Source organism: Niastella caeni (genome assembly GCF_004834005.1).
Lineage (GTDB): Bacteria > Bacteroidota > Bacteroidia > Chitinophagales > Chitinophagaceae > Niastella > Niastella caeni.
Genome location: NZ_STFF01000001.1, coordinates 247,347 through 260,287, shown reverse-complemented (window position 1 = coordinate 260,287; position 12,941 = coordinate 247,347). Strand labels below are relative to the sequence as shown.

Here is a 12,941-nt window from a genome sequence, read left to right as displayed (position 1 = left end):
ATGAGATTTATGCAGAGAAGATTTTCATCGGTAGCGTGGAGTGTTAACAGCAATATTTATGAAGTAAATGTTCGCCAATATACATCTGAAGGAACTTTTAATGCTTTTGCCAAACACCTGCCCCGTTTAAAGGATATGGGCGTTGATATTTTGTGGTTTATGCCAATAACGCCAATTAGTAAGGAAAAACGACAGGGAACCTTGGGCAGTTATTATGCCTGTTCAGATTATAAAGCCATCAACCCGGAGTTTGGTTCCCTGGCCGATTTTACCTCATTGGTGAAAAAAGCCCATAGCCTGGGATTGAAAGTCATTATCGACTGGGTGGCCAATCATACGGGTTGGGACCATGTGTGGACGCAGACAAACCCCGAATATTATAAAAGAGATGCAGAGGGTACATTTTACGATACGCATAACTGGCACGATGTAATTGATTTGAACTTCTACGACTATGGCATGCGGGCCGCCATGATAGAAGCAATGCGCTTTTGGGTAAAACAATGCGATATCGATGGCTTTCGCTGCGATATGTGCCACCTGGTACCGCTCGATTTCTGGAGCAGGGCCCGCGTTGAACTGGATGCCATAAAACCGCTGTTCTGGCTGGGCGAAACCATGGACGTGCCTTACCTGACTGTATTTGATTGTTTATATGGCTGGCGTTGGATGGCGGTCACCCAAAAGTATTTCCGCAAGGAAAATACCATGACGCAGTTAAAAGAGATCCTGGACCATTACCAATACGAACTGCCTGCCGGCACCTCTCCCTTGCTGTTTACCAGTAACCACGATGAAAATACCTGGAATGGCACTGAATATGAGAAGTATGGCGATATGGCTGCCACACTAGCGGTGTTTAACAATACCTGGAACGGAATTCCGCTTATTTATACTGCCCAGGAATTACCGCTTCGCAAGCGCTTACCTTTTTTTGATAAGGATGAAATAAACTGGAACGGCACGCCAGAGCTGCATGATTTTTATAAGACCTTATTGCATTTGCGAAAAGAACACCCTGCCCTGCAGACAGGCGAAGCAGCCAAACCACAATTGCTTGCTACTAACGATAATGAGCGGGTGCTTGCTTTTGTGCGGAAATATGAAGGAAAGGAAGTACTGGTGGTATTAAATTTTTCCGACCAGGAAATAACACTGCAGTTGCCGGGCGCACAAGTACAGGGCAAATTCACCAACGTTTTCACCAAACAACCGGTTACGGTAAATGCATCCTTTTCCCCCCAGTTAAAGGGATGGGAGTACCTGGTGTTGGCACGCTAAACATTAAACGCAAAACGCATAACGCACCCCCATTTCGAGCTTCTCGTTCTGCTTTCCGCTTTCTGCGCGTTTTGCCTTACGCCTAAAAGAAAAGGAGCAAAAGATTTACATCCTTTGCTCCTTTTAATATGGAATTAATATTACCCTATTTATTAATTGGCGCTATCTAAATTGATCACGACGGGGTAAACACCTTCGTAACCGGGATATATACCTTCAATTTTCACGGAACCGCTGGCGTTTTCGAGGACCTTTCTCAGTTCATCTACACTGGTAACATCCTTGTTATTCGCTTTGATAATCACATAACCATCCTGGATCCTTACTTTGCTTAACAGGCCACGTGAACCTATTGATTTTACCAACACACCGCCTTTGATGTTCCATTCTTTTGCATCGTCCTTCGACACATTATCGAGGTCGGCGCCTAATTTATCCAGCACAGAAGTTTTAACCACATCGGTTGTACCGGTAAAATTCCTTAAGGTTATGTTGGAAGTGTATTCCTTACCTGCGCGCTGATACGTAATGCTGATCTTATCGCCAGGGCTGTAAGTAGCAATTTTACCTACCAGTTCAGCGCCGGTAACAACAGGAATGCCATTGATCTTGGTGATCATATCGCCTTTCTTAACACCGGCAGCAGAAGCTGCGCCACCTTCGCGAACAGACATTACATAAACACCACCTTCGTCTTTAATGCCGTTCTGTTTCTTTTCTTCATCGCTGATATTGTCGCGCGGATAATCGATACCCAGGTAAGCGCGTTGTACAGTTCCGAACTTCATCAGGTCGGCAACGATCTTCTTAACAATATTAACCGGAATGGTAAATGAATAACCTGCATAGGCACCTGTAGGAGATGCAATGGCTGAGTTAATACCTATCAGTTTACCTTCTGTATTGATCAACGGACCGCCGCTATTACCGGGGTTAACCGCCGCATCGGTTTGAATAAATGATTCAACCGGATTGGTGCTTTGGCGACGGTTTATTTCAAGCGTTCTACCTTTTGCACTCACTATACCGGCTGTAACGGTGGTTTCAAGCGTTAACGGATAACCAACTGCCAATACCCATTGGCCTACTCTCACCTCATCGGAGTTACCATATAACAGGAATGGTAAACCTTTGGCTTCGATCTTGATAACGGCCAGGTCGCTGCTGGGGTCAGAAGCGACAAGCTTCGCCTTGAAAGATTTTTTATTGGTGAGGGTAACCGTAATATCATCTGCGCCGTCAACTACGTGGTTATTGGTAACAATAAACCCATCTTCGCTGATAATGGCGCCTGAACCGGAAGCCATTTGCGGTATAGAACGGCTTCTATCGCCAAAGAAATCATCCAGGTCGGGGAAAAGATCGCCGAAAGGATTATTCCGGGGAAGGTTATTGCTTACTGTACGGGTAGCTTTTGTTTTAATATGTACGGTGGCTGGAATGGCAGCATCTGCTGCGGCGGAAAAATCAACCGGACCGTTTTGTCCCACCACGCCATTAAAGCCAGCGTAATTCGCAGGGATCTTTCCCGTATCCCCTTCTTTTTGATAAACATATGTATCAGATTTATGGCTAAAATGGTTATACCCCCACATTGTAACTCCGGTAGTAGAGGCACTAATGAGTACAATAGCCAGTATTTGTTTCCACTTCATAATCTTTGTAAATTTTTTTATGAGATTTATACTTGTTTCAAATTATATGCCTGACAACAACAAATTAACGTCAGGAAATATACTAAACCAGCGCTGTAATTTCGGTTTAACAATTAATTTACTAAAGTCTTCGTACTTCCCTTCTCAAATTTACTGAAAAGTAAGGAGTAATAAGTAATTATGACCAGGTTGCCAGCAGAAAGTTAAAAATTATTATGAGTAAGTAATTGGGCTTTAAAATGTAATTTTTACAGGTTGCCGTTGCCAATTTTTCATAATTCCAGTAAAAATTTCAGTATGTCCACTCCGTCCGCATAGTCGGTAAGAGAAGGTTGTTGCGCCTTGCCAAAAGGAAGATGATTTTTACCAACTATGCATTGTACATCTGCATTGCCTGCAAGCAGGTTCTCTGGCCGCTCATCGGGTTTATAATATTCAAAATTTAACTGGCTGATGGGCGAGAACAGTTCTTTGTTTTCATTCAATAATATAGATTGGTTGGTCATATAGTATTGTTTGTTCAGGATCAGCACGGCCAGCATATAATCATAATTGTGTTTGTATTTATGAAGGTCGATGAGGTGATCGTATTTTTTAAATGCGTTCAGCAAGGGCAGAAAATCATACTGCCCGGGCACATATAATTTGGTAACGTTCCGGCAGCCCAAACCGAAATATTGATACACATCATCGGCCAGTTCATCCAGTTCTTCCGGTGTTTCTTCACCCGTTAAAATGGCCACGGAAGTGCGGTTGCGGCGAATGATATGCGGGTACTTACTGAAATAGTATTCAAAATACCGGGCAGAATTGTTGCTGCCGGTAGCTATGTAGGCGTCGCAGTTCTTCAGCATTTCGGAAAAGGTGATCAGTTGCCGGGTGCTTTCGTCCCACTCATATAGTTGTTGAACCAGGTGTTTAATAAGCACATCGTCTTTTGAGGAAGGCTTGATGGTTTGGCGGTGCCCGGTAATAAAAGCGCATAAAAAATCGTGAAAACCAACCAGGGGTATATTGCCGGCCATGACGATGCCTATGTTTTTGGGCGTGGCATTGTCAGTGGGGATATTGTATTGGTTCGCCCAGGCCGTAAGTTTGTCTTTTTGCAAAAAAGCGAGGGCGATGTTCCGGGAAGCCAGATCTATAAATTCGGGGATGAACCAGGGGTTCTGCAAACCGGCTTTTTCCTTGGTTGCCTGCCAGTTATCATTGTTCTGTAAAATATATTCACCTAACCGGTTCAATAAAACGATTCGTTGTTGTAAATTCATTCCACCTTATATTTGTTGTGCAAAAATAGTTGTATTCAATTCACCTGACTGCTTGCAGGCAGGTATAAAATTCAGCAAGTTATGGCTATAAAAATCACGGAAGAATGTATTAACTGCGGAGCCTGCGAACCCGAGTGCCCTAATAATGCGATATATGAAGGTGGGGTAGAATGGAGGATTGCAGATGGCACTACTGTAAAAGGAGCTTTTGTATTAAAGGATGGAAGTGTAATTGATGCCGATGCGCCAAATGCACCTGTTAGTGTAGATACCTATTATATCGTTCCTAATAAATGTACTGAATGCCAGGGTTTTCATGAAGAACCGCAATGTGCAGCCGTTTGCCCGGTCGACTGCTGTGTGCCTGATGAAATGTATGTTGAAACAGTAGAAGAGCTGATGGCTAAAAAAGAAAAACTGCACATCTAGAAATGTGAAGAAATCTGTAAAGTTCGACGGCTTTACTTTGGTTGAAACCAGCGTTTGGACTTGTTTTGGCAAAAAAATTTTGATAGGGCCAAATAGATTTCCTAACTTTCTATAAGAATAGTAATGTAGCCTTTGTGCTACTTGTAAGTGGCGGGTGATATTTCCTGCCGTATTGAGGTGAAGGATTAACGACCTTCACCTTTTTTATTGAATTTGGGGGTACAAAACTTACTGCCCGGGCCTACGGCCCAACCACTTTCCCCGGTGCTGACTTTCCGACTTAATTTCGTTTATTTGCTAAAAAATTTTCCAACCATTACATGAAGCCCAATATTGCCTTTGTTACCGGTGGGTACTCTACAGAAGCTGAAATCTCCTATAAAAGTGCGCTTACTATTGAAAAGAATGTCGATACAGACAAGTATAGCGTATACAAAATTGATATTACCCCTCAGGGCTGGTTTTATGATGCCGGCAATGGCCATAAAATAAGCGTTGACCGGGAAGACTTCTCCCTGATCATTGATGGCAAAAAATTAACATTTGACGCGGTGTTGATCGGGATACACGGCACACCCGGTGAAGATGGCAAATTACAAGGCTATTTTGACCTCACTGGTTTGCCCTATACCTCCTGTGATTCAGCAACTTCTGCACTAACATTTAATAAAAGATATACTGTGGCCGTAGCGGCCTTTGCTGGCATAAATGTTGCCAAATCTGTACATATTTTTAAACACAGCCCGGTTACCCCCGAACAGATCCTGGGCCAGTTGACCTTACCGGTATTTGTGAAGCCCAATAACGGCGGATCGAGCATTGGAATGAGCAAGGTGAATGCCGCAGCAGACCTGGCTGGCGCCCTGGATAAAGCGTTTAAAGAAGATGACCAGGTATTGGTAGAAGAATTTATCGCCGGCCGGGAGTTTACGATTGGGGTGTTTAAATCGCCCAAAGAGATCATCACCCTCCCGATCACCGAGGTGAAGTCGAAAAAAGATTTCTTCGACTATGAAGCCAAGTACCAGGGAATGAGTGAAGAAATTACACCGGCGCAGGTGGATGAAGCCATTGCGGAAAAAGTGCGGAGCACAGCCAAAAAAATATATGAGCTGTTTAACTGTCGCGGTGTAGTACGTATTGATTTTATATACAACGAAGCCAAACAGGCAGCGTATATGCTTGAAATTAATACCGTACCGGGACAAAGTGAAGCGAGCATAGTACCCCAACAGGTACGCGCTATGGGATGGACGTTGAAGGATTTCTATTCGGCATTGATTGAAGATGCATTGGAAAGAAGAAGTAAGAAGTAGGAAGTCGGAAGTAAGAAGGGGAATGTGCTAATGTGATAATGATTCATGATTGCCGTTTCACGATTCACGATTGACGATATAATTGACGAACAAACAAACAGATACTACCTTGTTTAAATTCATGACAGGGAAACCCCTTTGGGTGCACATACTAACAGGAATAGGCATTGTTATTTTACTGGTAGTTGTGTTCCTGCAATCGCTTCACTTGATTACCAGGCATGATAAAACCCTTACCATTCCTGCCGTAACTGGTAAATCGTTTGCGGAGGCCCGGCAAATTTTGGAAAGCAAAGGATTTGAAGTAGAGTTACAGGATTCAATTTATAATGATACGGCAAAACCTTTATCGGTATTGCGTCAGTTTCCTGATGCCGAAGCTCTTGTAAAAGTGAACCGTACGGTATATCTTACCATTAACAAAGCGATACCACCCCTTATTGAAATGCCCAACCTGGAAGGGTTGAGTTTTCGCAGTGCAGAGATCTCAATGAATCAATACGGGTTGAAACTGGAAGACACTTTATACCGTACTGATTTTGCAAAGAACTCGGTACTGGAGCAACAATATAATGGCGAACGCATTAAAGCAGGAACAAAAGTTCCACAGGGAAGCCCGATTGTATTAATACTGGGCAGTGGATTGGGCCATGAAGATTTTAGTGTGCCCGACCTCGTTGGATTGAATTACAATGATGCCAAGGTATTGCTTGAGTCGAATGGATTGAATGTAGGTTCAGTAATTCCCGGCATTGACCCGAACGCGTTTGTTGGCCGGCAAAGCCCTGAACACATGTCGCCCGACGGCCGGGTAAACCGCATTCGCCAGGGGCAATCAGTTGACCTTTGGCTGCAAGCCGATAAGCCGGTTAGGCTACCTGCCGGAGAAGTTCCGGAACCAGTAGAACAATAAAATTTTTAAATAAGCATTTATGCAAAATATAACTCCAGAAGAAGTAAAAGAACGCCTTGACAGGGGCGAGCAGTTAAACCTGGTAGATGTTCGCGAACCACATGAGCGCGCTGAATTTAATATCGGCGGTACGCTGGTTCCTTTAGGAAAGGTGCAAATGATGCAGGTTGATGAACTGGATAACCTGAAGAATGAAGAAGTGATCGTGTATTGCCGCAGCGGTAACCGCAGCGGACAAGCGGCGCTTATTTTGGAAACGCTTGGGTTTTCCAATACCAAGAACCTGGCAGGCGGTATGCTGGCCTGGCAGTCGAAGTTTGGGCAGTAAATGGCAACAGGGCATCGAGGCAACAAGGCATAAAGAGAAGGGCAAAGTGCAATAGCCAGCAGGCAGTGGGAAATGAGCGAGGAGCCAGAAAGAGAAATTGTATTGCTTACAGCTTTTAGCTTATGGGTTTCTGCTGTATTTGCTTGCAGCTTGTAGCTTAAAGCGTGCAGCTGTATTTAAGGGGCACAAGTGAGATCTGTATCCTGATTTTATAATTTAATCAATATCACCTGTGTTTAAATTCATTACCGGAAGACCACTGTGGGCTAATATCCTGTTGGGTATTGGCATACTGCTTTTATTATTTTTTATTTTCTTTCAATCTTTATCCTGGATCACCCGCCACGATAAAACGCTGGCGGTTCCATCCGTAGCCGGCATGTCGTACGATGAAGCCAAAAAAACACTGGAAGCGCAGGGATTTGAAGTAGAGATCCAGGATACGGTATTCAACGATACCGCGGCGCTTTTATCAGTGGTTAAGCAATTTCCCAATGCGGAAACCAAGGTGAAGATGAACCGCACCGTTTATCTATCCATTAACCGCGATGCAGCGCCTGATATAGAAATGCCCAACCTGATCGGGCTTAGTCTACGTGCTGCTCAGATCACCATGCAGCAACAGAAACTGAAACTGGAAGATACATTGTTCGTACCTGATATTGCCCGGAGTGTAAAGGAACAGCAATACAAAGGCCAGCCTATTAAGCCCGGCACCAAAATACCAATGGGAAGCGGTATTGTGCTGGTAGTTGGGATCGGAACTGGTACAGAGGAGCTGGAGGTGCCGGACCTGTTCGGTGTTACCCTGGGAGAAGCTAAATCCATCCTGGAATCGAGCGGATTGAACATAGGCATTATTATGCCGGCAGGCGCCGATCCCAACCAGTATGTTTATAAGCAGGCGCCGGATCATTTAATGCCCACCGGCAGTGTAAGACGTATACGCCAGGGACAGCTTGTTGATCTTTGGGTGCAGGCTGAGCAACCCGTGCGGCAACGAGTTGATAGTGCCGGGGTAAGGCCGTAGGTATTTGAAATAGTTATTAGAAGTTTATTATAAACAAAAGCCCTGTTCTCAATGAACAGGGCTTTTGTTTATAGTTATATTCTCACCCACTTATAACTTTACATTCAAACCAATCATAAAGTTGGCGCCTGCCATTGGGTAATAAAAGTTTTCGGTGATCACCGAGCCGCCATATTGGTAGCTGTATGTATAACCATTAGGCTCATACTTTTTGTTGAACACATTATTTACCTGCACAACCAAAGCAGTCTCTTTAAACAAAGCTTTCCGCAACGTATAACTGATGCGGGCATCCTGTACGTAATATGAATTAAGGCTGCGTGCTTTGTTAGAAGTATTATCGAGGTACTGACGGCCTGCATATTTCGAAACCAGGCTGATCTCTAAATTATTGACGGGAATGAAATTCAACATGCCTGATGCAACGATAGCAGGGGAGAAGGCAATGTCTGAGTTTCCATGCGGTACGGCTTTTTGAACTCCGTTATCATAATCGTCGTAATATTCAGTAAAGTCCTTGATCTTGTTTTCGCTGAACGTTATATTGGCTGCGGCATTGAACCAGTTCGTGAAGTGAATGCCACCTTGTAATTCTAAACCCAGGCGATAGCTGTTGGGAACATTGGTGCGGGTATAAGAACCTACATCATTGATCTTACCGGTTAGTACCAGTTGATCTTTATACAACATGTAATACAACGTGGCAGACCAGTTGAAGAGTTTATTTTTCTTTTCTGCACCCAATTCAAAGTCATGCAACTTTTCCGGCTTCGGTTGCTGGTTGCTGCCTGCTTCAAAATCATCGCGGTTGGGTTCCTTCTTTCCCTGCGAATAAGAAGCGTATACCTGGTAATCGTTCTTCGAATAAGCAAGGCCTATTTTGGGATTGAAAAAATGCCACTTGTTGCGTCGATATAAGGCAGGATTGTTTTTAAAGCCACCGATATAATACGATACGCGGCGGTATTGCAGATCGACAAATGCTTGTAAATGCTCTGCCACCTCCAATTGATATTTGGTGTATACATTCAAATCTGTTTTGTAGGCATCTGTATTATACCAGCGATAGCCATTGGGAACCCCACCCATTGCCGACCAGATCACATTACCATAGTGTTTTCCGTCATAGCGGTTCCAGCCACCGCCAACGATCAGTTGATTATTTCCTTCTTTGTATTGAAGAGAAAATACCCCACCATAGAAATAGTTATCAAGCCATTGTTGCTGAACCAGGTCGGTATGTCGAATGGTATCAGAGCCGATCACTACATCGTTCAAGTCATAATCGTCATAAGATCTTACCGGTTTATAATCTTCATAATAACCTCGGCCGCGTGTTAAGAAGAAAGCAGTATTGATAGCCAGGTTGCCATTGACGTCGTGATTGATGAACAATTGGTAATGGTCCTGCTGGTAATTATCGGTTTGATTGGCGTATGTGAAATAATTATACTTCCTGGGATCAGCAGTAAAAAGATTTACCGAGTCCTGCTGTGTAAAATATAATGAGCCCAGGTTGTTATAATAATGTTTTTCGAGCTCGGTTTTATTGTTGCGCAGCTTCGCTTCAGGAATACCGTTCCAGGCCTGGTAGGTCTTTTCATTACCTGAGAACACATTCATGCGAACAGATGTGTTCTTATTTAAATAAGCGCCGGATAAATAAAATGATTTCAGCTTGCTGTTAGCGCGATCAATATACCCATCGCTCGAAACTTTGGAAACCCGGGCATCGATGGTAAAGTGATCGTTGATCAATCCGCTACCCGCTTTAACCGTATGTTTCCAGGTGTTGAATGAACCATAAGTATTATTTACTTCGGCATACGGAGTAGTATTGGTTTCATTAGTGCTTAAATTGATGGTAGCGCCAAAAGCGGCGCCACCATTCGATGATGTACCTACACCGCGTTGCACCTGTATACTATTGACAGAGGAAGTGAAATCGGGCAGGTTAACAAAGAAAGTACCTTGTGATTCTGCATCATTAAACGGAATGCCGTTGAGTGTAACATTGGTGCGCGTAGCATCGCTGCCCCTAATGCGGATGCCCGTATAACCAATACCGTTTCCTGCATCGGAGTTCACTATTACTGAAGGCGTTTGATTTAATATGAACGGTAGGTCCTGGCCCAGGTTTAATTTTTCAATTTCTTTTTTAGAAAGATTGTTCTTAGTGAAAGGCGCTTTATCATCGGCGCGGGTAGCTTTTATTTCAACCGGTTGTAAAAAAAGATTCAACCGTTGCAGTTTAATGTTTACGGTATTACCTGAAGTAATTGGCTGGTAGGTAGATTGAAAGCCTATCGAGGTAACATGAACGGTATAATTACCCGGTTTAACTTTCCTGAATTCAAATGATCCGTTTTCATTGGTAAGTGTTGACATTCCATTACTCAGTTCAACGGTTGCGGAGGCAATAGGTGTTGAGGATGCAGCATCTGTTACTTTGCCGCTGATCTGTGCAGCGATGCATTGACTTAATAACAGGTAGCAAATCCCCAAAAGCATTTTTTTCATCTTGATCAGTTTGTTCAAAAAATGGTTTGAGAGAAATGCTGCGAAAGCGAAGCGTAGACAAATGACGGAACTACCTTCCCTGCGCAGGCATTACCCTGATCAGGTTCTACGGGTATTTTCTCAGCCATCCCGCCAATGGCGGAAGAGCACCCCGGGAAACTGAAATTCTCTATTTTTGAAAGAGCCTACAAAGATACGAACAAATATTTTTTAAGAATAATGTAACATATTAGCATTGTTGCCCGTTTCACCAGCAAACCCCCGATGTATGTTTAAAAGCCTGTTGGCCTCTATCTTGTTATTAATCAGCTTCATGGCTTATAGCCAGGAAAAGGTGATCTATGACGCCAATGCCGAAAAACGCACGGTAAGTAGCTTTCAGTCCATTAAAGTTTCTGATGGTATTGATGTTTATATTACCCAGAGTGCCGAAGAGGGGTTGGTGGTAAGCGCTACGGAAATTGCTCATCGGGATAAAATGAGAACTGTTGTTGAAAATGGCGAGCTGAAGATCTTTTTAGATGCAGGTATAATGAGTTGGAACTGGAAGAACCGGAAATTAAAGGCGTATGTGGCGGTGAAGTCGTTAACGGGTTTGCGGGCTTCTGGTGGGTCGGATATTATAATACAGGGAGAATTGAAGTGTGATAAGTTGAAAATGGTGTTGACAGGGGGAAGCGATTTCACCGGGAGAATAGCAGTCACTGATTTAACCATTGATCAAAGCGGCGGTAGTGATGTGAACATAAAAGGTAATGTGGTGAATGTAAAAGTAGATGCCAGTGGGGGAAGTGAATTCAAAGGTTTTGATCTAACGGCAGAATATGCCATTATACAAGCCAGTGGCGGTAGTGATGCCGGTATAACGGTTACCAAAGAAATGGCAGCAGAGGCCAGTGGCGGCAGTGATGTGAATTATAAAGGAAACCCCGTGATAAAATATAAGTCAGCCAGCGGGGGCGGGAGCATATCAAAAAAAGGAAGATAATATATTACTGATAAAATATATTAATAGTTTATACATCTTTAAAGAAGTCTTCAGGTTTAATATCCAACCCGTGTAGTAATTTCAAAAAAGTACTTAAATACATATCGCCACCGGCTTCATACCGGGTCATGGCGCTCCTGGAGATATTAATTTCATACGAAAAGCTTTCAAGCGTTGTTCTGGCCTGACGTTTATGCTTCAATACTTTCCCAATTTTATTGAGCATCTTCTCGGTTTCGGCAGCAGTTAATTCCTGGGCTATGGGCCGCTTTGCTGTCGGTCTTCGTTTTCGCATGTACGCAATTAAGATAGGAATCCCTTATTTTAAAATACCTGAAAAGGGGCGCTAAGATATATGTCCTATAATAAATGTCCTTAAAAAAGTACATGGAAGTAAAAAAATAGTAACTTCAATGATAGATAACCGTTGCTAAACGACGGCTGAATTATTAATTTCATTTATACGATACCGTTGGCGGTAGAAACTCCACATCTCAATATCAGACAACAAGCTTTTTCAAACCAGAAAGGTGACAGGAACAAAGTATTTCTGACGAAGTTCGATGTATAAAAGGAAAAGGCGATGATGCCCGCCCCTTAGTGGGGTGGGTTTGTTTTTATGTAAGGGCTTATAGTCATATTGATAATTTTTTATTGATAAGGTTATTAAATCCTTCTTCTATGTATTGAAAATACATAATTGATTGTTGAAGGAAATGTTTCAGGAATTCAAAAACAGAATTTGGTCTTGAAAAAAGCAGTTGGGTTTTTCAATGAACTGGGGTTGTTTATTGAAAAATGTATTCAATTATTTCAATAAAGTGTTCTTCTTTTTAAATGAACCGTTCTTGTTTTTTCAATAAAATAAAGTGCAAGTAATTCATATTCACACAGAGTTGCATGTAGATTTCCTTCTTTTGTTGCGAAGGCAGGGATCGAACCTGCGTCCGCCAACTGGCGGATATGAGCCCACGTTTACCGCGCCTCATCGCAATAATGATACTATCAGAGTAATAAAAAAGGCTCCTGTTACAGAGCCTTTTCCTTTGTTGCGAAGGCAGGGATCGAACCTGCGTCCGCCAGCTGGCGGATATGAGCCCACGTTTACCGCGCCTCATCGCAATAATGATACTATCAGAGTAATAAAAAAGGCTCCTGTTACAGAGCCTTTTCCTTTGTTGCGAAGGCAGGGATCGAACCTGCGTCCGCC

The 12,941-nt window shown here is 43.1% G+C and carries 12 protein-coding genes and 1 riboswitch; of the genes, 8 read left to right on the top strand and 4 right to left on the bottom strand.

Going from position 1 to position 12,941, the window contains the following annotated elements; all coding sequences use genetic code 11:
* The first annotated feature begins 9 nt into the window (after positions 1-9).
* Positions 10-1,281 carry an alpha-amylase family glycosyl hydrolase gene (locus FAM09_RS01070; RefSeq protein WP_136575227.1) on the top strand — a complete coding sequence of 424 codons (1,272 nt, stop codon included), beginning with the start codon at positions 10-12 and terminating at the stop codon, positions 1,279-1,281.
* 152 nt (positions 1,282-1,433) lie between these two features.
* Here FAM09_RS01070 and FAM09_RS01065 read toward each other — a convergent pair whose 3' ends face one another.
* Together FAM09_RS01065 and FAM09_RS01060 are read right to left on the bottom strand one after the other, a co-directional pair.
* A complete protein-coding gene (locus tag FAM09_RS01065; protein WP_136575226.1) occupies positions 1,434-2,936 on the bottom strand; it encodes a trypsin-like peptidase domain-containing protein in 1,503 nt (500 codons plus the stop codon).
* Positions 2,937-3,208: 272 nt separating this feature from the next.
* Positions 3,209-4,207, bottom strand: coding sequence for an acyl-CoA reductase (locus tag FAM09_RS01060; protein ID WP_136575225.1), 999 nt, complete (start codon positions 4,205-4,207; stop codon positions 3,209-3,211).
* Between the two features lie 81 nt (positions 4,208-4,288).
* On the opposite strand from FAM09_RS01060, the gene FAM09_RS01055 reads away from it, so the two are divergent.
* The 5 genes from FAM09_RS01055 (at position 4,289) to FAM09_RS01035 (ending at position 8,223) form a co-directional block, all read left to right on the top strand.
* The gene (locus FAM09_RS01055) at positions 4,289-4,636 is read left to right on the top strand and encodes a 4Fe-4S dicluster domain-containing protein (protein WP_136575224.1); all 348 of its coding nucleotides are present in this window, start codon (positions 4,289-4,291) and stop codon (positions 4,634-4,636) included.
* A 320-nt stretch (positions 4,637-4,956) separates the two neighbouring features.
* Entirely contained in the window at positions 4,957-5,952 is a 996-nt protein-coding gene (locus FAM09_RS01050) for a D-alanine--D-alanine ligase (RefSeq protein WP_136575223.1), read from the top strand.
* A gap of 121 nt (positions 5,953-6,073) precedes the next feature.
* Positions 6,074-6,865 (top strand): PASTA domain-containing protein, encoded by a 792-nt coding sequence (locus FAM09_RS01045; protein WP_136575222.1) that lies wholly within the window; start codon positions 6,074-6,076, stop codon positions 6,863-6,865.
* Between the two features lie 19 nt (positions 6,866-6,884).
* The gene (locus tag FAM09_RS01040; protein ID WP_136575221.1) at positions 6,885-7,193 is read left to right on the top strand and encodes a rhodanese-like domain-containing protein; all 309 of its coding nucleotides are present in this window, start codon (positions 6,885-6,887) and stop codon (positions 7,191-7,193) included.
* A 232-nt stretch (positions 7,194-7,425) separates the two neighbouring features.
* Positions 7,426-8,223: a PASTA domain-containing protein gene (locus FAM09_RS01035; protein WP_136575220.1), complete on the top strand. Its 798-nt coding sequence runs from the start codon at positions 7,426-7,428 to the stop codon at positions 8,221-8,223.
* Positions 8,224-8,313: 90 nt separating this feature from the next.
* Here the strand turns inward: FAM09_RS01035 and FAM09_RS01030 are convergent, their stop codons facing one another.
* Positions 8,314-10,743: a TonB-dependent receptor gene (locus FAM09_RS01030; RefSeq protein ID WP_136575219.1), complete on the bottom strand. Its 2,430-nt coding sequence runs from the start codon at positions 10,741-10,743 to the stop codon at positions 8,314-8,316.
* 58 nt (positions 10,744-10,801) lie between these two features.
* Positions 10,802-10,907: riboswitch (TPP riboswitch) on the bottom strand.
* Between the two features lie 104 nt (positions 10,908-11,011).
* On the opposite strand from FAM09_RS01030, the gene FAM09_RS01025 reads away from it, so the two are divergent.
* Positions 11,012-11,731 carry a head GIN domain-containing protein gene (locus FAM09_RS01025; protein ID WP_136575218.1) on the top strand — a complete coding sequence of 240 codons (720 nt, stop codon included), beginning with the start codon at positions 11,012-11,014 and terminating at the stop codon, positions 11,729-11,731.
* A 28-nt stretch (positions 11,732-11,759) separates the two neighbouring features.
* On the opposite strand, the gene FAM09_RS01020 is transcribed toward FAM09_RS01025, so the two are convergent.
* A complete protein-coding gene (locus FAM09_RS01020) occupies positions 11,760-12,026 on the bottom strand; it encodes a helix-turn-helix domain-containing protein (protein ID WP_136575217.1) in 267 nt (88 codons plus the stop codon).
* 574 nt (positions 12,027-12,600) lie between these two features.
* On the opposite strand from FAM09_RS01020, the gene FAM09_RS30975 reads away from it, so the two are divergent.
* The coding region (locus FAM09_RS30975) for a hypothetical protein (RefSeq protein WP_208025462.1) at positions 12,601-12,941 on the top strand (341 nt) is incomplete at its 3' end.

Excerpts from the sequence above, each read along its gene's own strand:
- FAM09_RS01070 (WP_136575227.1), top strand. The coding sequence starts at position 10 with ATGCAGAGAAGATTTTCATCGGTAGCGTGGAGTGTTAACAGCAATATT.
- FAM09_RS01065 (WP_136575226.1), bottom strand. The coding sequence starts at position 2,936 with ATGAAGTGGAAACAAATACTGGCTATTGTACTCATTAGTGCCTCTACT.
- FAM09_RS01060 (WP_136575225.1), bottom strand. The coding sequence starts at position 4,207 with ATGAATTTACAACAACGAATCGTTTTATTGAACCGGTTAGGTGAATAT.
- FAM09_RS01055 (WP_136575224.1), top strand. The coding sequence starts at position 4,289 with ATGGCTATAAAAATCACGGAAGAATGTATTAACTGCGGAGCCTGCGAA.
- FAM09_RS01050 (WP_136575223.1), top strand. The coding sequence starts at position 4,957 with ATGAAGCCCAATATTGCCTTTGTTACCGGTGGGTACTCTACAGAAGCT.
- FAM09_RS01045 (WP_136575222.1), top strand. The coding sequence starts at position 6,074 with ATGACAGGGAAACCCCTTTGGGTGCACATACTAACAGGAATAGGCATT.
- FAM09_RS01040 (WP_136575221.1), top strand. The coding sequence starts at position 6,885 with ATGCAAAATATAACTCCAGAAGAAGTAAAAGAACGCCTTGACAGGGGC.
- FAM09_RS01030 (WP_136575219.1), bottom strand. The coding sequence starts at position 10,743 with ATGAAAAAAATGCTTTTGGGGATTTGCTACCTGTTATTAAGTCAATGC.
- FAM09_RS01025 (WP_136575218.1), top strand. The coding sequence starts at position 11,012 with ATGTTTAAAAGCCTGTTGGCCTCTATCTTGTTATTAATCAGCTTCATG.
- FAM09_RS01020 (WP_136575217.1), bottom strand. The coding sequence starts at position 12,026 with ATGCGAAAACGAAGACCGACAGCAAAGCGGCCCATAGCCCAGGAATTA.